The organism is Jiangella anatolica, from assembly GCF_003236295.1.
Classification (GTDB): domain Bacteria; phylum Actinomycetota; class Actinomycetes; order Jiangellales; family Jiangellaceae; genus Jiangella; species Jiangella anatolica.
Genome location: NZ_POTW01000004.1, coordinates 13,126 through 35,023, shown reverse-complemented (window position 1 = coordinate 35,023; position 21,898 = coordinate 13,126). Strand labels below are relative to the sequence as shown.

Below are 21,898 nucleotides of genomic sequence, written 5' to 3'. Positions count from 1 at the left end.
GAGCAGGCGGCACGACGGGGGAAGCGCACCGCCTGCCCACCCATCGGCATCGAATCGCTGCCGACGCTCAATCCAAGCGCCTTCGACGATCGAACCGCAAGAGCCACTTATGACTGCGGCGGCCGTTCCAGCACACGTTGTGGCGACAGCGACTGTCCGCGGCTCCGAGCGTGAGTCACTCAATTGCCGCTATAGCTGGAGTCCGTCGGATCGGTGATCGCGTGACGGGTGCACGGTGGCCGGGCGGACGTTGAGTCCGGGCTTGGGTGGCGGCAGAGTGGGCGCCGGTTGCGAGGGCGTGCTCCGCGGCTCCACACTGGTGCGCGCTCGAAACGCGACGCCGGGGAGGTCTGCTGGCCGACGGCCAGGGCGGCGTTCCCGCGGCGGCCGGCCGGTGCCAGGAACGATGGTTGCCTGGGTGAGTGCCTGCGTCACCTCGCGCGTGAGCGGATCCTCAGCTGGCGCGGCCGGGTCGTCGTGGTGTCCGACGAACACTTCGATCGGCGCATGCAGACCGAGCTGCTCGGCTACCTGCGGCGCTGTGCGGATGTAGGTCTCAGCATATGCGCTCTTCTGGGCGGAGTACCCGGCGCGGATCGCCTCGTAGGTGGCGGTCGCACGGAGCCGGTACTGATCCGGAAGCCTCTCGTCCAGGACTGCGGACCAGAGTCCTTGGAGAACCCAGTGATAGTGGTCCTGCAGCCCGGACTCTTCGAACTGGTCGTTGACGTCGAGCAGCACTCGGACAGGCTCGGATCGGTACGCGGGCAGGTCCTCGGGCAGCGTCGTACCGAGCAGCTCAGCGACGGTCTTCGCGTTGGACGTGGCCGATTGGCCGGCGAACAGCTCTGCCGGTCCGCCGAGGCTGGCCGTCACACGACTGAGGGCATCGGTGAGCTCGTCGGCGAACGGAAAGGGCGAGCGGCCGTCGTCGTCGATGTAGGCGCCCGACTGCCGGGCGAGGTCGGTTGCCGCCACGATCGCTCGGTACACGGTGGCCTCATGCGTGCCTCGGTCGGGCCCGGGGCGCCGCGCGGTCCCAGCGGCGATCAGCGTGGTGATCAGTTCTGTCCGGTCGCTGGTTGGCCGGCCGACGAAGAGCTCGTCGGTTCCGCCGATGCGGGCATTGACCGCGGCAAGGATCTCCGCGAGCTCGTCGGCGAAGTCGAAGGGGCGCTCGCCGGCGGAGGTCAGACGTCGCTCTCGAGCAACCGCAGTCAACGCAAGGGTGGTGGTGACGCTGGGGTCCAGGTCATTCATCGGCGCGCCGTCGTAGGTCATGGGCGTGAGTCCTCCTCCGGGAAGGGGCGCGGCGGTCGGCGTCCCTTGCCGTAGGTAGTGCTGTGCTCTCCCCAATGGATGGTCGGCCTCCGGCACGACCAAAGTGCACCGCCCTTCAGATGTGGGGCGATGCATCGCGTGCGTCGGGGGGTGGCGGCGTACCTCTGGGCGTTGATAGAGCAGCCCAGCGGCGATCGGAGACACGATGACTGCAGACGAGGCGCGGTACGCGGACTGCATGGTGGGCGAACTACATGTGTCTGTGCTGCATCTGGGCGTCAACGCACTGGGTTCGGACGAGGTGCTCTCGCGCTTCGCCTGGCGGGTGGAGTCGACGAATCCGGATCTGCCGGGCACCTTCACGAACAGCCACTTGCATGCGGCTTCCGAGATCGAACTGTCCGCGCAGGATGGGCTACGCCTGGCAGCACACGTCCTGATCGAGGCCGGCGAGGACTACCGCGCGGGCGAGCTGGAACGCATGAGCTTCCCGCTCTGGCTCTCGGCCATGGCCCACCGCAACCTCGGCGAGCTGGCACTGTTCGCTTGGACAGGCATGAGCCCTGCCGAGGTACGAGCTGACGGGATTCCGCTCGATCGTCAGCTGCTTGCGGTTGAGGTCGCCCGGCATGTGCTGGACGCCGAATCGGCACTGACCGATGCCGGCATGCTTGGGCCTGAGGCCTTCGCCGAGTTGCGCCGGATCACGGCGGCTGCGGACCGGGAGGTCTCGATCCCCGACCCGGACGACCCGCTCGGCCCGCCGCTGTATGAAGGACCTGCCGGCGAGGCTCACGCCCGTCTGGTGTCCGGCCAATACGATGCGCACGCTCGACACGATCCGACCCAGGAACTGGTCGTGGTTGTCGCGGACTCTGAGCTGTTGGGCACTCGTACAGCAGCGGCGTTCGACGCCAACCGAGCCATCCACCGAACCCGCATGGCGAGGACCAACGGTCGAGCCCCGTCGGCGGGCGCGCACCAGGCCTCGGGCACACCATGGCCGTTCGACTCCTCTACACCGCAGCAAGGCCCGGGTCGCACGGAGCCGCCGGCACCTGGGCTGTAAGCCGCCGTCATCTGAAGACTGACGATGCGCAGCTGCCTCAGGTATGCGCCCCAGGTCAAGCTCATGGTCTATGTCAGGCTGAGCAGCCGGCGAACGACTGGTAGATCTACGCCACGATGGAGATGGAGCCGTCCACGTGGGGTCGAGTCAAGCTGCGTCAGTCGGATGAGAACGAGACGCAGACCGTGGGCTGGGATCAGCTCGTCGCGACGGGCGTCGTAGAGCGCTCGCTGCTCGCCTCGGTACACGCCACTGATCGTGAGGCGATCCGGCTTGTCGAAGAAGGCGGTTGGCTCGTCGTGTTGGCGTTCGCGGTACTCGACGACGAGGCGGTTACTTGGCCAGTAGGCGTCCACTGGCAATCCGACCTGGCGGCCTGTCTTGCCAGCATCACCGAGCAACCAGTCGAAACGGTGACCGCGCGAACCGCGTTCGCCGAGCACCTCGTCGCACAGGTCCAGCACGTAGTGCTCGTCGCTGGTCTCCCGGCCCATGGGCGGAGCATATGGCGCTGCGTGTGCGCGGTCGAGGACAGGTGGATACGCAGCATAGACGCCCGCTCTCTCGTCAAGCCAAGGACAGAGAGCGGGCGTCCGGTCGAGATCGTAGGCCAGTTTCGGTTGTCGAAACAGACCTGGGCCGCCAGAGCCTAGATGCCACGCTCACGCAGCCGGATCACCAAGTGGTCGGCCGCGACGGGGCTCTGGGTGGCCTCGAGTTCCCAAGTGATGTCCGCGGTGGCTTGCAGCTCGGCAAGGGGCATGGTGACCGAGCCGCCAGCTCGGCGCAGAAGTGCGATGAGGAGGGCGGCTTGGACGTCGGGCGTGATCATCAACCACCGGCGTTCGTCTGGCGTCGTCATCGGCACCCACCCATAAATTGACTATATCTAGATATCTTGATCAAAACAGCAGGTCAGCGGCGAGCGATTCGGACCGCGGCCCGCATTCCTTTGGATATGAGCTCGGCGTCGGCGGCCTGGAACACGACGGTCTCCCCCGGGTCTTGTCGCGAGAGCATGGTCAGCTCTACGGCTCGTGGCCGTTCACCTGACTGGACGACGTTGACGCCGATGGCCCTGCCGTCCGCGGTCATGAATGAGGTCAGGTAGTGGCGGTGCACCTCGTGCTCGCCAGCCTCCTGGCACCACTTCCGCGGACACTTGTCTTCCTCAGTGATGCGCGCTGTGCGGGTCATCGCGTGAACTCGGCCTCGTAACAGATGGGCAAGGGTGGGTAGGAGCGCTGAGCAGTGTTGTCGACGGACTTGGCCCCGGGATCACGAAGCTGTGCGAGCGCTGCGGCCACGACAACCCGAGCCTGGCCAGGCGCCCAACGGCTCCTCTGCGCGACGGTGGCGATGTTGTGGAGCCTGTCCGCGACTGCCCGTATCGGCCTTGGTGTGGTGCCCATGTGGATCGTCCTCCCTGCGAATTCAGGCGTTGGGCTCGACCGTGCAGCGCCAGCCGTCAGCGGCTTCGGTCCACTCGTCGAGTCGGGTGTAGCCGAGTCCGTGCAGCTCGGCATCTGCGCCCCCTGGCAGCCGCGTGCCGTAGGGCAGCGGTCGGTCCGTGATCGGCTCGCCGCCTTCGGTGACGAAGACGTGGTGCAGCAGGCTTTGGGAACGCGTCGACGGCAGGATGAAGGCAGACGAGGTCATGAGCGTGTTGCCTCGCTGCGCGTGAGGCTGCGTCGCCAGTGCTCGGCCCAGCCGGCCCACGCGCATGGCCAGGGAGCCTGGCAGTTCGCACAGGTTGATCGACGCCCCGGCAGCCAACGGCTGGCCGGCACGTGCGCGTCCCGCAACTCTGCGGCGTAAGCATCGATGCGCTCTGGTGACCAGTCGACGAGGCCGTGGCCCTGCACACGGGCGGTGAAGCCGGTCATTGCGATTCTCTCCACTCCGGGGATCCTGACGGCGGCAAGCCCCTTCGAGGGCTGGGCCGCTCGTCGACGGGCTGAGCAGGTTTGACAAGTCGCTGGGTGGGGTCTAGCTCTCGTGGAACCTGACGGTCGAGTCGGTCACCGGTACCGTTGACCATGTCGAAATGGTCCTGTCAGTGGTCCGGACATCTCGACCGCCGACAGAGGACATGTGCGGGTCCTGGCGGGACATCTCGGTGACATCGGTTCCGTTGCCGGGGCAGGAGCGCGACGCTAGGTCCAAACGGGATGGGAGGTGACGACGTGACGGAGCCGCAGCCTGCGACTCTTCTTCATTGGCTCATCGTCCAGAGGGACTGGACCATCGAAGACGCTGCTCACGAGTTCGAGGTCGCCGCCAAGAAGGCTGGGATCAGTGCCACGATGAGTCCACGCCACCTCGGCCGGATGGCACGCGCCGAGACGGCCGGGCGCTCGCCGAGCGCACCTACTCGTCGAGTGCTGCGGCTCCTCTTCGACCGCTCCGTCGACGAGCTGCTGTCGCCTCCTCCCTCGGGACTAACCAATGCAACCGGCAGACACGCCGGTCTGGGAGACGAGGTCGACATGGCGGCAGAACGCGCACGAGCCTTCGGCGAACGGTCGCGCTCGCGACTGAGCGACGAAGCACTGGAACAGATTCACGATGAGGTTCGCTCGCTCGCAACCGACTATCCGCAACGACCGGTCCTCCAGCTGCTCCCCAGCTTGATCAAAGTCCAGGGCGACTTGATGGACCTGATCGAGACCCCTCAGCAGCACCCGGCGCATCTACGCCAGCTCTACTTCCTGACCGCCGTCACCTCCGGCCTGGTCGCCAAGTCCTCGCACGACCTGGGCCGGACCCGCGCGGCCATGACCCAGGCGCGCACCGCGCTCCTGTGCGCCGAGCAAGCAGGACACAACGGCCTGCGCGCATGGATCAACGGGTTGGAGAGCATGTTCAGCTACTGGTCCGGGCGCCCACGTGACGCCGTGCGGTACGCCCAGCGCGGCGCCGAGTTCGCCGGCCGCGCCGGCTCCACAGCCGCCGTGTGGCTCCCAGCCAGTGAGGCACGTGCGTGGGCCGCTCTTGGCCGCACCGACGAAACGAAGGCCGCCATCTGCCGAGCCGAATCGGCGCTCGACCGTGCACAGTCGGACGACCTCGACGATCTCGGCGGCCTGTGCACCTTCTCCCCCAGCCGACAGCTGTACTACGCCGCCGACGCGCTCACCTGGCTCCCGTCCGCCGGGGCCGACGCCGAGCGATACAGCGAAGCCGCCGTGGCCGCCTACGCCTCGCGCGAGGACGACTGGGCATTCGGCGACGAGGCCGGCGCGATGAGCGACCTGGCGGTTGCGCGGATCCAACGCCAGGAACTCGACGGCGCCATCGAGGCCGTCCGGCCCGTGCTCGACCTTCCGCCCGATCAAAGAATCCACGGCATAGCGTCCTCCGTCGAACGCGTGCACGGCGCACTGACCAGCACGGGCATCCGGTCTGCCGAGGCCGTCGAACTGCAAGACGAGATTGAGGTCTTCCGCCGCAGCGCCCTACCCACGACCGAGCAGTGACCCACACATTTCCGCTGACCCTGTCCGGCGAGCGGGTCAACCTTCGCGAGTTCACGCCGGAAGACCTCGACGTTATCGCCGGCATCGTTGGCGACGACAGGGTGACGACGTTCTTGTCCTTCGACAGCCGCACCCGCGACCAGGCGCGCGCAACCCTCACCGGCATGCTCAGCAGCGCCAGGTCCGAGCCGCGCACCGAGTTCTACCTTGCGATCGAACCGCTGGATGGCCCGCCGGCTGTCGGCTTCATCCGCCTCGCCCTCGGCGGCGTTCACGCGGCGAAAGTCGGCTACGCCGTCGCAGCCGACCATTGGGGCCGCGGTTACGCGACCGACGCGGTTCAGACCATGGTCCGCTATGCGTGGGACGTCCTCGACCTGCACCGGATCACGGCCGCCATAGGCCCGCAGAACACGGCATCGATCGCTGTGGTCAAACGTGTGGGTATGGAGTACGAAGGGCGACTCCGCGATCACGTCTTCACCAACGGCGCCTGGCGCGACTCTCTGCTGTACTCGATCATTCGACCTTGACACGAGAGCTTGCTGAACGGCGCGCGAGGGCTGCTGCCGCGAGGTCTATGGAGCCACTCGTGGCAGTTCTGCCATCAAACCGATGATCAGGTTTCGGACCTCAGTGTCGTAGACGGCGGCGCCGGCGAGGTCGTTGAAGACCCTGGCGTACGCCCGCAGCTCGGAGGACTCCGTGATGTGCAGCTCGGCCGTAAAGGTCTCGGCACGCACCAGTTGCTCGTCGAACAGCCAGAATCCGTGAACGGGCATCACCGGGCAGGTGACGTCGAACGGGATGACGCCCAACCGGACGCTGCGCATCGTCGACGCCGACACCAGGCGGTCGAGCTGGCCCTCCATGACGGCGGGAGGACAGAGCCGGTAGCGGAGGGCAGCCTCGGTCATGACGATGTGGAACCGCTTGCCTGAGGCATAGAGCACTTGCTGTCGTTCCATCCGCGCCATGACGGCGGCGTCCAGGTCGTCCGGAGAGCCGTTGTAGGTCACGGCTTCGACCAGCCTGAACCTCGCGTAGTCCGGTGTTTGGAGCAGCCCGGATACGCATGAACTCTCGAAGTTGCGGATGAGCTCGGTGTTGGCCTCCATCGCGGCGTAGTCGCGTTGATGCCGCGCCATGCCGGCATGGAACTGCCGACGATGCTCCTGGTAGTGCGTCTCGAGCGCGTGCAGGGCGCCAAGAAGCTCAGGCAGGCGTTCGCTCGCGCCGCATTGCATCGTCCAGAGTTCGATGTCCCGCCCTGATGGCGTCTGCTTCCCGAACTCGATCTTGGAGATCTTGCTCGAAGGCCAGCCTCCCGCGCGCTGTGCCAAAGCGCGACCAGTCAACTGGGCCTCGATGCGAAGCTCCCGGAGACGCTGGCCCAATGCCTCCCGCTCGCGCTGGAAGCTGGACATCAGGTGCTGTTGGAGGACCTTCCGCGAAAGTCCTGCCACGGAGTCGCGTAGTGCCAGGCGACGTCACGCCACTGGCAGCGCAGCAGGACCTGTGCTGGATCGTCGACGACCTCCACGCCGAGCAAGCGATCATCGTCAGCGAACCGTAGGACGGCCAGGAACCTGGAGTCGAAGATCCAGAAGTCCTCACTGGGAAGGGACAGTTCGCTGGCGAGGCGGCGAGGGAGGTACCTGATGTCCTCGCCGGCACCGACGTTGAGTCTCGCCAGGTCCAAGCCGAAGCGGGTGTAGTCGCTGAACGGCTCGTTGACCACCCGGACCCGCTCGACCCGTTTGCCGGCAGCAGCGGCTGCCTCGATGTCTTCAACCCAGTCGGCAAACCATGCGTCGTCGGCAGGCTCACCCGACAGGAACTTGCGCAGTGGCTCCTGCTCCTCGTCGTCGACGTAGCGCTCCCGCGTCTCCAGTCGGAAGGCGGTGTGCTCGTAGCGGTCGAAGAGTCCGCGGAATGCGGCGCCGGCGAGGAGTTCTGTCATCGGGCCGAGTCTGCCAAGCGCAGCACATCGGCGGGGATCTCCACGATGGTCTCATCCGGTGCGAGATCGCGCAGATCCGCGAGGGCGTCTGGATCCGTCACGATCTTGCCTTGCACCACGAAGGTGCCACGGTCCGTTGCGTACAGCGCCGGACAGCCGTTCTTGCCCGAGTCCGATGTCTTTCCGAGGTAGGTCAGTCGCATGCGTGCGCCTCCGGGATCAGCCGAGTATCGCCCCGTCCGATGGGCTTGCGACAGACCATAGAACGAACGTTGCGAGCTGAGGAAGAAGTTTGCTCCAGTTTGCTCACGGGCGCACTGGGCTTCACCAGGTCGGAAAGACCGAGCACAGCGCTTCTGCTCTCCCCCAGCGCCTCCTACGGTCCCTCCGTGGCTGCTCAAGGCTGCGGCTACCGGTACCGGTGGCGCGGGATGGCCCCGAACTCCCGCGCCACTGGGCCGACCAACGGAAGTGACGATGCGAACCAGGGTTCCGGGGAAGAGGAGATCAACCGATGGTGAAGCCCAGCGACCACTCAGACTTGGAGATTGGCCAGGAGGTGTTTCTGAGCGAGCTGGATGCAGCTTGGTACATCGACCGTCTGTACAAGGCTGAAGTCCGCTACGTGCGGGTGGTCCGTCAAGGGCCCGATGGTCACGTGAGTCGACGGCGGATGCGTGCTGATGTGCTTCGGGCGCACCATCGCGCCATTGCCCGCCGCCGCTCCGAACAAGACATCCAGAGCGAGTTCGGTTATCGGGTTCGCGCGCTCCGCGTCGAGCGCGACTTTTCGCAAGAGGAGCTCGCACCGCTGGCCGGCATGCACTGGTCCGCTCTGGGGCACATCGAGGCGGGCCGACGAACCGCGTCGCTTCAGGTGATCAGCGGCCTTGCCGTCGCGCTAGACGTTGCTCCGAGTGCTCTGCTGCCGTGATGATCTGGGAAGCGCCGTCCTGCACTAGACCACCCTTCCACCGCCTGACGGAGCGACACCGATGATCGATCGCGACCGCCCGGGATACACCTACCAACATGTGGCTGACCACCTCCGAGACCGTGTCCTCGTCGGAGATCTGAGTAAGCGCCGGCGCTTGCCCAGCCAACCCAAGCTTGCTCTCGAGTACGAGGTCTCAGTGCACACCGTCAGACGCGCCGTTGCGGTGCTCCAGGCGGAAGGCGTCGTCGAGGTCGTCCACGCACGCGGGATGTTCGGGCCTGAGGTCCGTCGCCATGGGGAGTAGAGCAGATCTCGGCCGAGCGCTCGCCGACTTCCGCACGGAGAAGGGCCTCTCCCAATCGGCGCTGGCGGAACTAGTCGGCGAGGACCGGGCCTGGGTGGCCAAGAACGAGGCCGGCACCCGGCGCGTCGACGCGGTCGAGCTGACGCGGATCGCCAAGGCACTCGGGGTTGGCCTCGATGAGATCTTGGACCGCGCCAAGCTCGAGCATCGACTACCCGATCGCCCTGGTGGCGCCGATGTGTAGGCACTAGAGCCGGACCGGGCCGGGGTCGCGCACGATCGTGCCGGCGTCGGTGCGACGGGCTGGGCTGCTGAGCTTCTGGGCAGCATCGAGGGCGGCTGCGGCGCGTGCGGCGTCGATCTTCTGAGCAGTGTTCTGCGGAGTCGCCCCAAGGGGGTTCGAGGTGGTGATGCCGTAGCGGTCGCGGTAGGCAGCGACGGTTCGGGCGTGAAGTCGCCAGCGGGCGACGTGGGCGCGGTCAGCTGGTGGCGAGCCAAGCGCGGCGGCCCAGGCCTGGCGATCGTGCAGGGCGGCATCGAGGACGGCTTCGGCGCGGGCCTCGATCAGAGCGCGACGTCGGGTCAGGGCGGCGCGCATATCTGGCCCCATCGGGCCGGTCGCCTCCGAGATGAGTCCGACGATGTGGCTCTGGGTTGCGCGGGTGCGGGAACGGATAGGAGCGGGGCGCTCTGTGGCGCGGGCCAGGCGTTCGTGCAGAACGGCAGCCACGTCTTCAGCATCGTCGAACCCATGGACCTGGGCGAGCTGAGGCAGGAGCGCATCGATGTCGTGGTGGTTGGCTTCGGCTCGTCGTAGCTCTGCCGCGAGCGCGCCGAATGCATCGGAGGTGAGCGCGCTCTCGGCCCCATCCGAGCCGAGGCCGCAGGCGCGGATCAGGGAAGACCAGCGATCGTGCTGAGCCGCAGCTGCGATCGTCTCGTACTCGGCAGCGAGCTGTGCGATCGATGCCCAGCGTTCGTGCTCAGCGGCGACGGTCTCGTGCGCCGATAGTTCGGCGCCGACGTGCTGGAGGACGCCGTAGAGGACCGAGCGGGCAGTCGCTTCGGGGTTGTCGGTCGGGTGCGGGCCGGTGTGGATGGTGTCTGGCAGGTCGGTGGCGACGTAGGCCATGTTGAGTTCGCGACCGCGGGTGAGGGCGACGTACAGGTTCTCTCTCGTGGTGGTGGGCAGGACGAGGACGTGTGCGGTGTCGGTGGTAATGCCTTGGGCCCGGTGGGCGGTGATGGCGTAGCCGAGGTCGACGTGTTCGGCGACATAGCCGGCCGGGAGCACGACGGCGCCGCCGCGGCGTCGGCCGGCGCGACGAGCGGTGAGGGATCCATCGGGCCGGACAGCGGTGACGGTCCAGCGGTCGCCGTTGCGGACCCAGCTGTTGCCGGTGCGCAGGCGGCGCTCGTTGCGGCGGGTGATGATGGTGTCACCGACGGCTGCAGCCGCACCGTCGTGCAGCGCGACCTCGCCGGCGTCGGGGTTCACGGTTCCGTCGAGGATGAGGTCGATGCGAGCGCGCAGGTTGAGCTCGGTGACGCTCTCACGGGCCTCGGTGATGAGGACCGATGTTTTCCCGGCGAGGGCGTCGGCACGCCAGGCGGTATAGGCGGCGTCGACCATCTCGTCGGTGTCGCCGTCGAGTATGCGGCCGTGCTCGATGTAGGTGTCGATGACATCGGCGTTTGCATGGCGCAGTTGCAACGAGGCGGTGCGCTCCCACGGATGGGTGAACCGGTGCACCTCGAGCAGGTCCGGTGTGTCGTCGCGATCGTGGACGAGCAGTGAGAACGCACCGCCGGCGTCAACGGACTGGAGTTGTGCGTAGTCCCCCACCAGCAGCACCTTCGCGCCGGCGAGCTCGGCGACCGCGGTGATCCGGTCCAGCGACAGTGTGCCGGCCAGCGAGGCTTCGTCCACGATGACAAGCTGGCCCGCGGTGAAGGTGGTGCGGCGTGCCTGGTGGTCGTGCCACCACTTCGCTGTGTTCTCCGTCTGGATGCCCAGCTCGCCGGCCAGGACGTCCGCGGCGGCTGCCGACGGCGCAAGCCCCACCACGGAGCCGGGGCCGTGCTCGCGTTCCCAGGCGCGGCGCAGCGCGTGCATGGCGGTGGTCTTGCCGGTGCCGGCCGGTCCGACGAGGACGTCGATGACGCGGCCCGACATCGCGATTGCGGTGAGGGCTGCGGCCTGGTGCGCATCCAGCCGCTGCCGGTTGCGGCCGCGCCGCCGAGTCACCGCTTCGATGGTGCCCAAGGCGAGGGCCGGCCCGGTGGTATCGCGACTTCGGTCGAGTAGTCGGTCCTCGGCGGCGAGCAGCTGGTGCGAGGAGAAGACCGTGGAGTGCTTCGGCCGGAAGACTGTGGTGCCGTCCGGGCGCTGGAAGGCGGCCGGGCTGGGCGCCAGCTCGGGCGGGGTCAGCCGCAGCGATTCCCGTTCGGCGGCGTCGACGACGAGGCCGATGACCGCCTCTCGATCCGCGGTGGTCGCGAACCGCCACCCCATCGTTTGCCGGGCCGCCTCGGCGTAGAGGTTCCACCTCCGCCACGTCGACCGCTTCTCCCCCACCGTCTCCATCACGCTCAGGCCGCGCTCGGTCATCACCTCGAGCGGGATGTCGTCGGCGCGCAACAGCGGCGGCGCGGCACCGACGAGAGTGACGGTCTGCGCCCACCCGGTCGCGTCGCCCCGCAAGACCCGACTCGCGCGAGAACGCCACCCGCTCGTGAGCTCCGCGAGCGATCGCACTTCCTTCTTCGGCCGTGTCGCAAGCGTTGCCTGTGCACGCAACCGCAGGATCGTCGTTCGCGACGGTCGTCGGCCATGCGCGGCGACGTAGGAGTCGATGAGCCGGTCGGTCTCGGCGTCGATGTTGCGGGAGCGGGATGAGAACTCGGCCACCAGCTCGGGCGGCACGGTGGTGATCGCCCATGCTGGGTTGCGGTCCCGGCCCCGTTCCCGCTGCTCCCACTCGACGCCGAGCGTGCGCGTCAGGTGGTCGGCGAACAGCGCCTCGTGCAGCTCGGAGAGCGCGACGGTTGCTGCGTGCATCGGCCGGCCATCCAGCGCACGCCACTTCTCGTCGAGGACTGCTTGCACCTTGTTCGAGATGACCACGTGGGTGTGCAGGTGCGGGTCGCCGGCCCGGGAGTCGTAGTGGTCGAAGGCCGTCGCGATCGCCCCGGTGACGTCGACCTGCGCAACCGCACCGTCGCCGGCTGTCGCACCCACGCGTGTGGCTGCAACCTCACGCTCCATGAACGCGACCACGTCCGCAATCGCCGCATGATGGGCCTGCGCGATCAGCGTCTGCGTGCCGGCGTCGGCAACCGCCCACACGACGCTGGCTGACTTCGGGATCGAGAAGGTGAAGTCGAATCCGGCTACCACCCGCCGGGTGCCTCGTTCGGTCTCCTCCGCCTCGATCGCTTCGACCGCGTGAGCACGCGCTGCCGGACCGAGGTCGGTATCGAGGTCTGCGACCCGCTCCTGGATGCGATCGGCGATGCTGCGGAACGCTGGGTGCGCGCGGCCCAGCGGCTGGCCCGTCAGCGGGTGTCGCCCCATGCCGATCAGCAACTGCAGCTGTGGCTCGCTGACCCGATCACCCACCGTCAGCGGTCCACCCAACGACACCAGTCCGCTGCCCAGCCACCACCCCGGTGGCGTGCCCTTCTCCGCGTAGTAGCGCGTCAGCGGTGTCGACAGCGATCTGTCGCCGTCCGCGGCCGCAATCGTCTTCGCCAGGTACTTGTAGCCATCGCCGGCGGACATCACCCGCATCGACACCGTCACGCAATGAGGTGGGCAGCAGGCCCTGGAACGTGGCCCGACGCAGATTAACATCCGTCGACGCCTTGATGCGGGCTGGCTGCTCGATGGAGGGTCTTTGACCTGGCAAGATCCAACCGTGGGCACGTTTGACTGGCATTCAGACATTGACAGCACCGGCCTGTTCGAGCACGAGGATGGGCTCGCGGCCTTTGGGCTGTGGATCCGCGCAGGCACTTGGACCGGAGGTCATGGGCGCACAGGCTTCGTGGGCGACGCGCAACTTCGAGAGCTGTTCGGCGCCTCTGACGAGATAGCCGGCGAAGTCAGGCTTCTCGTCGAAGTCGGCCTGTGGGAACGCGAGGAAGGCGGCTACCGCATGCTACGCGGCCCGCACACCGACCCGGACCAGCCCCTGCCGTTATGGCGGTACTCAGATACTGACCTCGACGGACGCCTCTTCGGAGTGGACGACACCCCCAACAACTAGACGACCTCGCTCGCAATGTGCGGCCGGCCAACGCTGACGTGATCCGAACGCCTCCTCGATCTGCAAGAGGCGTGGGGCCGTTGAAGAGCGGCGGTCAGGTGGTGGTGCCTGGGTGTGTCGAGGGGCGTTCACCTATCTGGTGAGGAGGCACCTGTCCGGGGCGGCGGTGTATGCCAGGCGGGCGGTCAGGGATGGGCGTTGTCGAGGTGGTCGTGCGCGGCGGGTGCTGTCGCAGGGGGCGTGGGCAGTCGACCGTAATCGCGCTGATGGCGGCAGCGGGCGAACTGCTCCCGTGTTAGCCGCTAACGGCGCGACGAAGGAAGCGGTTCACTCGTGGTCGAGGAAGTCCAGCACCCGCCGATTCAGCAGGGCCGTCGCCTCCGCGTCGTAGGACGGGAGCGAGCTGTCGGCGAAGTAGTGCTGGTCACCCGGATACAAGAACAACTCGGCGTCGTTAGCTTCCTCGACGAGCGCCCGGGCGGCGTCGACATCACCCTCGCCGACGAAGATCGGGTCGGCGTCCATGCCGTGCACCTGCACCGGCACGTCGTCGGGCCACCGAGGACCGAACGCCGACACCGGCACACAGGAGTAGAACAGCAGCGCACCCCGTGCCCCGGCGCGGGTCTGGGCCAGCATTTGCGCTGGCAGTACCCCGAGAGAGAAACCCGCGTACACCAGATCGGTGGGCAGTTCCTCGGCCGCCGCTACGCCGCGCTCGAGAACCCCGTCGGGAAACCCGATCGCCTCGGCATGAGCCATCCCCTCGTCGATCGTCCCGAAGGTCCGGCCGTCGAAGAGGTCAGGGGTGTGGACGGTGTGCCCAGCCGATCGCAGGTCCGCGGCGAAGGCGGCGATCCCTGGGGTGAGGCCCTGAGCGTGGTGGAACAGCAGCACTTCGGCCATGATCGACCTCCCGTCCGCCGGTTCCGGAGGCACCGGCTCCGGCGAGTCTACGAGCCCTGGTCGCCGCACCGCGAGCCTCGGACTTCGGGCCGTGTGCGTTCGCCGGCGGCCGGACGCGGTGAGTGGGGCCGGCGCGCATACGCCGGTGGGCCGGCTCCCTCATTCGAGGAGAGCCGGCCCACCGTCGTGCTGGGTCAGGACTTTGGGTCGTCGATGATGTCGATGATGTCGTCGGCGCTGGTGATCAGGTGGGTGTCGCCGTCGCGGATGAGGCGGTGGCATCCGGCGCTGGTTGCGCTGGTGACCGGTCCCGGGACAGCGCCGACGATCCGCCACAGGGCAATAGCCTGCTGCGCGATCGGAAGCACGCCTGAGCGTAGAGCAGCTTCGACGATGACGGTGGTGCCCGCCAGCGCGGCCATGATGCGGCCCCGTCGCGCGTGGGCCGCTCGCGTCGCACGCGCGTCGGGTGGAGCCTCGGTGAGCAGCAACCCGCCGGAGCCAGCGACCCGGTCGAACAGTGGGCCGTGGGCGGCGGGATGGGGCTGGTCCAACCCTGAGGGCAGGACCGCAATACTCGGTGCGTCAACGCCGGACGCTGCGCGGAGCGCGGCGGCATCGATGCCGAACTGGCCGCCGGTGGTGACCACGTAACCGCTCTTGGCGAGGTCGTGGGCGATGTCGCTGGCGACACGTTCCCCGTAGTGGCTGGCCGCTCGGGAGCCGGTCAGGACGATCCGGGTGGCGATCGCCCGGGTGAGCAGGTCGGTGTTGCCTCGTGCCCACAGAGCGACGGGCTGGGCGTCGTGGAGCTGGGACAGGCCGGTCGGCCACAGCTCGTCACCAGGGATGATCACGTCCAAGTCGTGATCAGCGGTGGCGGTGAGGACGGCGTGGAAGTGTCCGGCGTCCAGGCGGTGCGGCTCGGTGAAAAGCAGCTCGCGCAGCCGGGGCTCGGCCGCGCCGATCTCGGGGCTGGGAATGGCCTGGCCAGCGTTCGCGGGGATCATGGCCAGGGCGATCCGGGCGAGACGTTCACGGTCGCCGTCTACCACGGTGCGCAGGATGTGGTCGGCGTCATGGATCGGGGGGTTCATGATGGTCTTCTCCGCTCGGTGAGTGCGACGTTCAGGGGCGGGGTGCCGCCACGAGTCCTGGCCGCACCCCGCCGACTGCTGGTGTCCTGTGGTCAGGCGTCCTCGTCCGCCTCGCCGTCGTCGTCCGCCTCGCCGTCGTCGTCCGCCTCGCCGTCGTCGTCCGCCTCGCCGTCGTCGTCCGCCTCGCCGTCGTCGTCCGCCTCGCCGTCGTCGTCCGCCTCGCCGTCGTCGGGAGCCCGGCGCGCTTGCTCGGCGTCGGCGGGCGCACCATCCTCGGAGGCGTCGTCCTCGCTCTCGGTGCCCTCGCCTTCGTCGGTGTCGACGTTGGACCCCGGGTCCTCGGACTGCGGCTCCTGGTCGTCGTCTGCTTCGGCAGGGGCGCCCTGGGTCGCCTGCTCGGGGTCGGCGGTGACGATCTGCTCGACGTCGGAGAGGGTGTAGCCCCAGGCGGCGAGCTGGTTGAGGTAGTGCCGGTCGTCCGGGCCGGGGTTGCGCCAGGTGTAGCGACTCATGGCGTCTTCCATCGCGCTGAGCGCGATAGCCAGGACCACGTGCCCTGCCTTGGACGGGGTCCTGCTGAGCAGCTTGCCGAGCGGGTGCGCGCCCAGACGGTTCTCCTGCCCGAGCAACGTTGTTGCCATCTGGTGGCCGCCGTTGGCTGCCCGTGCGACTCGCCCCGTCTGGGTGGCGAGGATCGTGGCGGCGACGGCTGCGGCGTCGCTGGGAAGCCGCTTGCGGGCCAGCAGCTTGGTCAGCCACTCACGGCGCACCGTCTCCGAGGAGTCCCACGCTTGGTTGTTGGCGACGACGCGGCGGCGTTCGGCCTTCTCGGCGTCGGTGAGCTTTCCGCCGACAACCGTGCCGGTCGAGCCGATCTTGCGCAGGCCGTGCTTGCGCCAGTCGACCACGAAGTGGTCCACCTCAACGCGGCCGTAGCGGGCATCGATGACGACGGCGTGACCAGGCTTCCCGGCGTAGTTCTGCTCAGTGAGCCGTTCACCGTCCTCGGTCTGCAGGTCGGCGAGCCTGACCGTGGTGGAGTCGTTCCAGGCGGGCCGGTCGACGACGGCGTAGCCCTTGGCTTCGCACTCGGCGTGCACACGGGCCAGTTCTTCACGACGGACCTTGGCGTCGCGGGCCATCTGGGCTTCGTGGTCGAACCGGGCCGGGGTGGCCTTCGCGACCTTGCGCAGCTTCGCGACAGCGTCAGGGTCGTCGTCCAGCTCGATGAGGACAGCAGCCTGGTCGAGGGTCAGGTCGTATTCGGCGATGGCCGCAGCGGCGAGGTCGTGCTCGGCGACGGCGATGCCGGTCTTGATGTCTTCCCGCTTGGCTCCGAGCTGGCGGGAGATCGCGGTGACGCTCATCCCGTCCAGGGAGAGCTGACGCCACGCCTTGGTCTTGTCGGCCTCGGAGAGGCCCATGCGGTGCACCCCGGCGATGTACTGCTCGATGATCCGCAGGCGTCGTTCGTCGTCCCGGTCGATCACCCAAACCGGGACTGTAGAGCAGCCGACCTCGCGGGCGGTGAGGGTGCGGACCTGGCCGTCGCGCACCTCGATCCTGCCGTCAAGCCCGGGGTGCGCGATCAGCGGAACGAGCACCCCGTGCTCGCGGACGGAGGCGATGAACGAGCGCGGGATCTTGACGGTGGTCCGGATGTTGTCTTCGATCACCAGGTCATGCGGGTCGAGGTGCACGACCTGCCCGATCACGGTGTGGATCGTCCCCGGACTCGCGGCGCCCTCGGCGGGCATCGTCTGGGTGGTCATCGGCTGTCCCCTCTCGGGATTCCAGGGGTCCGGGCCTCACCGGGTGTGAGTCCTGTTCAGATCCCCATTTGCCTTTCGGCAATTGCCGATTGATCGGGCGCGGAGGGAGCGCGCAAGGCCGAAGAGTCAAAACTTCCTGACATGGATCGCGGGCATCGAAGAAGGCTCAGGCGGGAAGTTTTGCGTGCCTTGCGCGCTCCCTCCGCGCCCGTACAATCGAGCTGCCGAAAGGCAAATCACCCGTGGATTCAGGTGGAATCCGAATCGCCGGTGGAACATTTCGGACATCATCGCCGGGGTCGCCGGCGATGAGCAGGACACCTCAGAGACATGTCGAGGACATCCCGCACCGGAAATTTGGCTGCGCGCATTCAGAGTCACCGGACCAGCGACCCTGAGATGATCTGTTGCGCGCGAGGAGGAACCTGCTTGCGTCCGGCCGGATCGCTGGACGCCCGCCAAAGGTTCGCACTGGTCAAACACGCTTCGACGGCCTCCAGGATGCCGTCGCCCCGCCGTTGGCGAGGGCTGGCAACAGCTCGTTGGGCCCGTGGGATTCCCAACAGTGGCAGCTTGGGCGCCGCGCCTGCACTCGACTGTTGCGGGCAATAGGACGATCTTGACCATCCGCCGTGATCGACATAGCCTGAAAGGCTTTGTTCGTTGACGGAAGGGCAATGCAATGATGTATGTCTTGCGCGGCAAGAACATTTCTCTTGTCACGGGAACTGGCGGCGCGATCGCTGTCGATCGCGCACCGGACTCAAGAGTCACACGGCGAACGTTCGTTTCGCGAATTGCGTGGGATGGACGCCCACGAAAACACTTCGGACACTTCCAGGGCGGAGCCTGCTCTGATGCCGGCGGCGCACCTATCGCGTACCCGTGCGCGTGGACGTGCCGATGGTGCGGGTGGACTGGAGGGCAGGACAGGTGAGTCGGAGAGATGAGGATCGGGCCGAGAAGCTGGAACAGATGCAGGAGCAGTTGACCGGCGCCGTCGAGGCGTTGGTGTCCAGTGCTGACTGGCGACGCGCGATGGCCTTTGCGGCGCGGTTTCGAAGCAGGTCGTTCAACAACACGCTCCTGATCTGGGCGCAGCATCTCGCCGCGTTCGAGCAGGGCCGGGTACCGGAACCGGTCCCCAGCTACGTCGCAGGGTTCAAGCAGTGGAGGACTCTGGGTCGGGCAGTGCGCTCAGGCGAACCCGGTTACAGGATCTACGCCCCGATCACGGTGCGTATGGCGAGCAGCACTCCGGACGATGCGGCCTCCTGGCGGCGCCTGGCCCCCGGAGAAAAGCAGCGGCCCGGTGAGGTGGTGCGACGCAGAGCGGCGCGGATGAAGCCGGCCTACGTGTGGGACGTGTCATTGACGTCGGGGGCCGAGCTTCCTTCTCGGCCTGCGCCGCGGCTGCTCGACGGTGCGGCTCCCCACGGGTTGTGGGAGGGCTTGACCGGGCTCGTCGAGGAGCGTGGATTCACGGTGCAGCTGTCGAGCGTCGGTCAACTCGACGGCGCCAACGGCCTGACCGATCACCTGACCCGCACCGTGTCGGTGCGCGAGGACATGGACGCCGCCGCACGCGTGAAGACGCTGGCTCACGAGCTGGGACACGTCATGATGCACAGCCGCGACGACCCCGACGTCGCGCAGCACCGGGGTATCAAAGAGGTGGAGGCAGAGTCGGTGGCGCTGATGGTCGGCGCCGCACACGGCCTGGACACCAGCGACTACACCGTGCCGTACGTAGCGACCTGGGCGACACGAGTTCCGGACACACCGGCCGTCGACGTCGTCAAGGCGACGGGCGAGCGAGTCCGCCGCACAGCGGTGGCGATCCTCGACGCTCTGCCGACCGAGCAGGTGGGCAACGGCGACCCGCCTGGCCTTGCCCTAGAGCCAACGGCTGGCGTGACCGTCTCAGCGCCAGCTGCCCTCCCGGAGCGACACGATGCTCAGCAGCGGATCCCGGCGACGGGTCCGGTCCTGTGAGCGGGTCGCGGCAAGGCGGGCTCGACGGTGGCGCGCGGGTGGCGTTGCGCACCGCCGTCACCGGGACGGTCGTGATCGGGGCAGGAGCGTTCTGGCTCTCGTTCACGGCGCTCACCGACCTGGCGCAGCGCTCTGGCATCGATGCGGGCCAGGCGTGGGCCTGGCCGCTGATCGTGGACGGGATCATCGTGGTGACGACCGTGGCTGTGGTCGCGATGTCCCGCCGTGGCCAGCCCGCCTGGTATCCGTGGATGCTGTTGCTCGGGGGCGCCGCGGTGTCGGTGATCGCCAACGCGCTGCACGCCGGGCTGACGGACATCGACGTCCCGGTCGCGCTGGCTGCACCCGTCGCCGCGGTGCCACCCCTGGTGCTCGTAGCGGTCACCCACCTGACCGTGGTGCTAGCCCGCCCGGTCCCGGACGGCACACACCGTCCGAACCTCGGAGCCGCCCCCGTACCTGCGGCACACGCTGGCCGAGACGCTGCGACACGCCTGCATCGGCAGGGATGGTCGAACAAGTCCATCGCCGGTCGGCTGGGTGTGCATCCGTCCACCGTGGGCCGGTGGTTGTCCCAGGCCGGCACGGTGAACGAGCTGGAACCATCCCACGCACCAAGCAACGGACGGCCGGCGATCACCGGCCTCGTCGACGGACAGGCGCAGCGATGACGGGGACGAGCTGGGGGCGCGTGCGCACCTCGATGTCAGGAGGTGCGATCCCAATGACCCGTAACCACGCCAGCGAGCCGCACGACCCCAGGAGTCGTTTCGACGATTCCGAGCATCTGCGGTCGCTGCTGCAGCGACTGCACGACGCTGGACCCGGCGCGTGGCGGCGCGACCGCGAGGCCGACGCCTTGATGGAGCACGTTGCGCAGCGCTACGCCGCCTTGGCGCGCAAGCACGACCTCGGTCCCTGGGATGCTGCCGCCGCGGCATTCGAGGCGATGCGCACTCGAGCAGCCCGCCACGCCGACGACCCGTGGGCGGTCATCACCCGTGCCGTGCAGATCACGCTTGGCGCGGAGGAGAAGGCTGCGGGCATGCTGTGCTCGCCGCACCAGGCGCGGCGTCGCCGCTATGCCGGGTTCCACCGGGCGACGCGCCTGTCCGACCGGGAGACCTCGCTCCTCGATTGGCACCCCGCCTTCCAGGTCCAGCCCGAGGACATCGTCGCGAAGGACACGGAGCCAAGCACGGCGTCGCAGGTGAAGGCCGCCGTCGACGCCGCGGTCCGGCTGTTCACCTTGCTCGGCTGGCCCGAGCCGGTCGCCCGCACCGGCGTGGACTACATCTGCTCCCGTCTGGCCGACGCCGGCTCCCGCGTTGCCGCCTACGAGGCGCTGCGCCGCGACAGTCAGGCGCGCGCGTTGCTGGACATCGAGCAAGATTCGTGGACGGCGATGCTGCGGGTCGTCCTCGGCACCCCGCAACCGCACCATGCCCTCACAGCCGCCGGCCGTGGGATCCTCGTTCGGCTGCTGATCGGCCACTCCCTGACCGAGCTGCTGGCCGACGACGATCTGGTGCTGGCGGTGAGCTTGAGCGCGCCCGGGCGTCAGCATCGAGGAGGTGCCGGTGGGTAGCCGCGGGCACATCGAGCTGGATCGGGCCATCGACTCCATCGTGATCGGGCACCGGCACCGGACCGATCTCGGTGACATCGACGCCCTCGCTGCCTCCATCGAGCGGATCGGGCTGGTGCAGCCGCCTACCGTCACGCCGGACAGCGTGCTGGTGTGTGGGCGGCGCCGCCTAGCGGCGATGAAACGGCTCGGCTGGCACACGACCCCGGTGTGGGTGCGCAGTGGCATCTCCGATCAGCTGACGCGGCTAATGGCTGAGCAAGACGAGAACACCCAACACAAGCCACTCTCACCGATGGAGGCGGCGTCGCTCTACCGCGAGCTCAAACAGCTTGTCGCCGAAGACGCCGTGCGCCGCCAGCACGCGACGCGGTTCACCATCGGTGGACAACAGGCCAGCTCAGACGGTGCCGCCGAATCGGCGGCACCGCTCACCGGGGCTGGTGACAGCCGGGCCCAAGCCGCTCGCATGGTCACCGGACACCGCTCGTACACGAAGCTCGAACAGATCAACACCCTGCGCGAGCTCGCCGAAGACCTCGACGCCGAGCCGGCCATCCGTGACGCTGCCCGTGCCGAACTCAAACAGATCGAGGACGGCGCTCCGGTCAACCCCGCTTACGAACGGGTTCGGTCCCTGGCCGCGCTGTCCGGGCTCGACGGCCTCGCTGGCGATCCCGAGCAGCCGGCCGCGGTGCGTCAGGACGCCGCCCGCGAAGCCGTCCGAATCCGGGACCACGCCGATGACCACCGCGCCGACGAACTACGTCGCCTGGCGGAGGACGCTCTCGACCGGGTCCGCAACCAGCAGTCGAGTAGGCGCCGGCCCCGACGGCCCGCGGCCGAACGGGGAGCCCAGCCGGCGCCGGCCCGCTATGGACTTCGAGCCTTCCTCCTGACCTGGAACGACCTCGACGGCTGGTGGACCCATTACGACCCCACCGAGATCGGCCTCGATCTCACCGACGAGCAATGGGAACGGTTCGAGCACACCGTCACCGCCACCGTCGACTTCGCGGACACCGCACGCGCCGCCCGAGTCAACAGTGATCGAGGGTAGGGCTATGACACCCCGTCGAGCTCGGCCAGCTGAGTCGTCGCCCCAGCGCAAGTGAGGGCACACCTGAGCGGTCGACGTGTCAGGACTGGCCAAGCTCTGATGACATGCGGCCGCGGCGACGCCACGTCTCCCGGATCATGCGCTCGGATGTATCGAACTGATCCCAGGTGAGCAGG

General features: G+C 68.0%; 23 protein-coding genes. 11 read left to right on the top strand and 12 right to left on the bottom strand.

What is annotated here, in order from left to right; genetic code table 11:
* Window positions 1-189: 189 nt before the first annotated feature.
* Window positions 190-1,281 carry a hypothetical protein gene (locus tag C1I92_RS02405; protein WP_111253065.1) on the bottom strand — a complete coding sequence of 364 codons (1,092 nt, stop codon included), beginning with the start codon at window positions 1,279-1,281 and terminating at the stop codon, window positions 190-192.
* 205 nt (window positions 1,282-1,486) lie between these two features.
* Here C1I92_RS02405 and C1I92_RS02400 point away from each other — a divergent pair, with 205 nt between their 5' ends.
* On the top strand, window positions 1,487-2,350 hold the full coding sequence (locus C1I92_RS02400) for a hypothetical protein (RefSeq protein WP_111253064.1): 864 nt from the start codon (window positions 1,487-1,489) through the stop codon (window positions 2,348-2,350).
* A gap of 68 nt (window positions 2,351-2,418) precedes the next feature.
* On the opposite strand, the gene C1I92_RS33280 is transcribed toward C1I92_RS02400, so the two are convergent.
* From C1I92_RS33280 to C1I92_RS02380, 4 genes are all read right to left on the bottom strand, one after another.
* Window positions 2,419-2,844: a hypothetical protein gene (locus C1I92_RS33280; RefSeq protein WP_146604989.1), complete on the bottom strand. Its 426-nt coding sequence runs from the start codon at window positions 2,842-2,844 to the stop codon at window positions 2,419-2,421.
* 155 nt (window positions 2,845-2,999) lie between these two features.
* The gene (locus tag C1I92_RS02390) at window positions 3,000-3,212 is read right to left on the bottom strand and encodes a hypothetical protein (protein WP_146604988.1); all 213 of its coding nucleotides are present in this window, start codon (window positions 3,210-3,212) and stop codon (window positions 3,000-3,002) included.
* Between the two features lie 53 nt (window positions 3,213-3,265).
* On the bottom strand, window positions 3,266-3,547 hold the full coding sequence (locus C1I92_RS02385) for a hypothetical protein (protein ID WP_111253061.1): 282 nt from the start codon (window positions 3,545-3,547) through the stop codon (window positions 3,266-3,268).
* A 237-nt stretch (window positions 3,548-3,784) separates the two neighbouring features.
* Window positions 3,785-4,075, bottom strand: coding sequence for a hypothetical protein (locus C1I92_RS02380; RefSeq protein ID WP_111253060.1), 291 nt, complete (start codon window positions 4,073-4,075; stop codon window positions 3,785-3,787).
* A gap of 461 nt (window positions 4,076-4,536) precedes the next feature.
* Between C1I92_RS02380 and C1I92_RS02375 the strand changes: the two genes are divergently transcribed.
* Both C1I92_RS02375 and C1I92_RS02370 read left to right on the top strand, forming a co-directional pair.
* A complete protein-coding gene (locus tag C1I92_RS02375) occupies window positions 4,537-5,829 on the top strand; it encodes an NsdA family TPR-like regulatory protein (RefSeq protein ID WP_199520879.1) in 1,293 nt (430 codons plus the stop codon).
* On the top strand, window positions 5,826-6,362 hold the full coding sequence (locus C1I92_RS02370) for a GNAT family N-acetyltransferase (RefSeq protein ID WP_111253059.1): 537 nt from the start codon (window positions 5,826-5,828) through the stop codon (window positions 6,360-6,362). The genes C1I92_RS02375 and C1I92_RS02370 overlap by 4 nt, the downstream gene beginning before the upstream one ends.
* Window positions 6,363-6,407: 45 nt before the next feature.
* On the opposite strand, the gene C1I92_RS02365 is transcribed toward C1I92_RS02370, so the two are convergent.
* The 3 genes from C1I92_RS02365 to C1I92_RS02355 are packed head-to-tail and all read right to left on the bottom strand — an operon-like array spanning window position 6,408 to window position 7,995.
* Window positions 6,408-7,256, bottom strand: coding sequence for a helix-turn-helix domain-containing protein (locus C1I92_RS02365; RefSeq protein ID WP_111253058.1), 849 nt, complete (start codon window positions 7,254-7,256; stop codon window positions 6,408-6,410).
* Window positions 7,256-7,792 (bottom strand): DUF6879 family protein, encoded by a 537-nt coding sequence (locus C1I92_RS02360; RefSeq protein ID WP_111253057.1) that lies wholly within the window; start codon window positions 7,790-7,792, stop codon window positions 7,256-7,258. The genes C1I92_RS02365 and C1I92_RS02360 overlap by 1 nt, the downstream gene beginning before the upstream one ends.
* Entirely contained in the window at window positions 7,789-7,995 is a 207-nt protein-coding gene (locus C1I92_RS02355) for a hypothetical protein (RefSeq protein WP_111253056.1), read from the bottom strand. Before C1I92_RS02355 ends, C1I92_RS02360 begins: the two co-directional genes overlap by 4 nt.
* Window positions 7,996-8,306: 311 nt before the next feature.
* Here C1I92_RS02355 and C1I92_RS34270 point away from each other — a divergent pair, with 311 nt between their 5' ends.
* The 3 genes from C1I92_RS34270 to C1I92_RS02340 all read left to right on the top strand — a co-directional run bounded on the left by C1I92_RS34270 (window position 8,307) and on the right by C1I92_RS02340 (window position 9,277).
* On the top strand, window positions 8,307-8,726 hold the full coding sequence (locus tag C1I92_RS34270; RefSeq protein WP_199520878.1) for a helix-turn-helix domain-containing protein: 420 nt from the start codon (window positions 8,307-8,309) through the stop codon (window positions 8,724-8,726).
* 61 nt (window positions 8,727-8,787) lie between these two features.
* Window positions 8,788-9,033, top strand: a complete 246-nt coding sequence (locus C1I92_RS35530; protein ID WP_111253055.1) for a winged helix-turn-helix domain-containing protein — start codon at window positions 8,788-8,790, stop codon at window positions 9,031-9,033.
* Window positions 9,023-9,277: a helix-turn-helix domain-containing protein gene (locus tag C1I92_RS02340; RefSeq protein WP_111253054.1), complete on the top strand. Its 255-nt coding sequence runs from the start codon at window positions 9,023-9,025 to the stop codon at window positions 9,275-9,277. The genes C1I92_RS35530 and C1I92_RS02340 overlap by 11 nt, the downstream gene beginning before the upstream one ends.
* 3 nt (window positions 9,278-9,280) lie before the next feature.
* Here C1I92_RS02340 and mobF read toward each other — a convergent pair whose 3' ends face one another.
* Window positions 9,281-12,826 carry a MobF family relaxase gene (mobF, locus tag C1I92_RS02335; protein WP_438940516.1) on the bottom strand — a complete coding sequence of 1,182 codons (3,546 nt, stop codon included), beginning with the start codon at window positions 12,824-12,826 and terminating at the stop codon, window positions 9,281-9,283.
* A gap of 127 nt (window positions 12,827-12,953) precedes the next feature.
* Here mobF and C1I92_RS02330 point away from each other — a divergent pair, with 127 nt between their 5' ends.
* On the top strand, window positions 12,954-13,304 hold the full coding sequence (locus C1I92_RS02330) for a hypothetical protein (RefSeq protein WP_111253053.1): 351 nt from the start codon (window positions 12,954-12,956) through the stop codon (window positions 13,302-13,304).
* A 327-nt stretch (window positions 13,305-13,631) separates the two neighbouring features.
* Here the strand turns inward: C1I92_RS02330 and C1I92_RS02325 are convergent, their stop codons facing one another.
* From C1I92_RS02325 to C1I92_RS02315, 3 genes are all read right to left on the bottom strand, one after another.
* A complete protein-coding gene (locus tag C1I92_RS02325; protein WP_111253052.1) occupies window positions 13,632-14,210 on the bottom strand; it encodes a dienelactone hydrolase family protein in 579 nt (192 codons plus the stop codon).
* Window positions 14,211-14,404: 194 nt separating this feature from the next.
* Entirely contained in the window at window positions 14,405-15,307 is a 903-nt protein-coding gene (locus tag C1I92_RS02320) for a DNA-processing protein DprA (protein ID WP_111253051.1), read from the bottom strand.
* A gap of 92 nt (window positions 15,308-15,399) precedes the next feature.
* Complete coding sequence (locus C1I92_RS02315; protein WP_111253050.1) at window positions 15,400-17,079, bottom strand: ParB/RepB/Spo0J family partition protein; 1,680 nt, start codon at window positions 17,077-17,079, stop codon at window positions 15,400-15,402.
* A gap of 903 nt (window positions 17,080-17,982) precedes the next feature.
* Here C1I92_RS02315 and C1I92_RS02310 point away from each other — a divergent pair.
* From C1I92_RS02310 to C1I92_RS02295, 4 genes are read left to right on the top strand one after another with little or no spacing between them, the layout of a single operon-like run.
* On the top strand, window positions 17,983-19,074 hold the full coding sequence (locus tag C1I92_RS02310) for an ArdC-like ssDNA-binding domain-containing protein (protein WP_111253049.1): 1,092 nt from the start codon (window positions 17,983-17,985) through the stop codon (window positions 19,072-19,074).
* Window positions 19,075-19,118: 44 nt separating this feature from the next.
* Window positions 19,119-19,745, top strand: a complete 627-nt coding sequence (locus tag C1I92_RS02305; protein WP_111253159.1) for a DUF2637 domain-containing protein — start codon at window positions 19,119-19,121, stop codon at window positions 19,743-19,745.
* Between the two features lie 53 nt (window positions 19,746-19,798).
* A complete protein-coding gene (locus C1I92_RS02300; RefSeq protein WP_111253048.1) occupies window positions 19,799-20,662 on the top strand; it encodes a hypothetical protein in 864 nt (287 codons plus the stop codon).
* Complete coding sequence (locus C1I92_RS02295; protein ID WP_111253047.1) at window positions 20,655-21,722, top strand: ParB N-terminal domain-containing protein; 1,068 nt, start codon at window positions 20,655-20,657, stop codon at window positions 21,720-21,722. Before C1I92_RS02300 ends, C1I92_RS02295 begins: the two co-directional genes overlap by 8 nt.
* Window positions 21,723-21,898 lie beyond the last annotated feature (176 nt).

Excerpts from the sequence above, each read along its gene's own strand:
- C1I92_RS33280 (WP_146604989.1), bottom strand. The coding sequence starts at position 2,844 with ATGGGCCGGGAGACCAGCGACGAGCACTACGTGCTGGACCTGTGCGAC.
- C1I92_RS02315 (WP_111253050.1), bottom strand. The coding sequence starts at position 17,079 with ATGACCACCCAGACGATGCCCGCCGAGGGCGCCGCGAGTCCGGGGACG.
- C1I92_RS02360 (WP_111253057.1), bottom strand. The coding sequence starts at position 7,792 with ATGACAGAACTCCTCGCCGGCGCCGCATTCCGCGGACTCTTCGACCGC.
- C1I92_RS02355 (WP_111253056.1), bottom strand. The coding sequence starts at position 7,995 with ATGCGACTGACCTACCTCGGAAAGACATCGGACTCGGGCAAGAACGGC.
- C1I92_RS02390 (WP_146604988.1), bottom strand. The coding sequence starts at position 3,212 with ATGACGACGCCAGACGAACGCCGGTGGTTGATGATCACGCCCGACGTC.
- C1I92_RS02405 (WP_111253065.1), bottom strand. The coding sequence starts at position 1,281 with ATGACCTACGACGGCGCGCCGATGAATGACCTGGACCCCAGCGTCACC.
- mobF (WP_438940516.1), bottom strand. The coding sequence starts at position 12,826 with ATGCGGGTGATGTCCGCCGGCGATGGCTACAAGTACCTGGCGAAGACG.
- C1I92_RS34270 (WP_199520878.1), top strand. The coding sequence starts at position 8,307 with ATGGTGAAGCCCAGCGACCACTCAGACTTGGAGATTGGCCAGGAGGTG.
- C1I92_RS02310 (WP_111253049.1), top strand. The coding sequence starts at position 17,983 with ATGGTGCGGGTGGACTGGAGGGCAGGACAGGTGAGTCGGAGAGATGAG.
- C1I92_RS02400 (WP_111253064.1), top strand. The coding sequence starts at position 1,487 with ATGACTGCAGACGAGGCGCGGTACGCGGACTGCATGGTGGGCGAACTA.
- C1I92_RS02320 (WP_111253051.1), bottom strand. The coding sequence starts at position 15,307 with ATGAACCCCCCGATCCATGACGCCGACCACATCCTGCGCACCGTGGTA.
- C1I92_RS02380 (WP_111253060.1), bottom strand. The coding sequence starts at position 4,075 with ATGCGCGTGGGCCGGCTGGGCCGAGCACTGGCGACGCAGCCTCACGCG.
- C1I92_RS02365 (WP_111253058.1), bottom strand. The coding sequence starts at position 7,256 with ATGTCCAGCTTCCAGCGCGAGCGGGAGGCATTGGGCCAGCGTCTCCGG.
- C1I92_RS35530 (WP_111253055.1), top strand. The coding sequence starts at position 8,788 with ATGATCGATCGCGACCGCCCGGGATACACCTACCAACATGTGGCTGAC.
- C1I92_RS02325 (WP_111253052.1), bottom strand. The coding sequence starts at position 14,210 with ATGGCCGAAGTGCTGCTGTTCCACCACGCTCAGGGCCTCACCCCAGGG.
- C1I92_RS02340 (WP_111253054.1), top strand. The coding sequence starts at position 9,023 with ATGGGGAGTAGAGCAGATCTCGGCCGAGCGCTCGCCGACTTCCGCACG.
- C1I92_RS02300 (WP_111253048.1), top strand. The coding sequence starts at position 19,799 with ATGACCCGTAACCACGCCAGCGAGCCGCACGACCCCAGGAGTCGTTTC.
- C1I92_RS02385 (WP_111253061.1), bottom strand. The coding sequence starts at position 3,547 with ATGACCCGCACAGCGCGCATCACTGAGGAAGACAAGTGTCCGCGGAAG.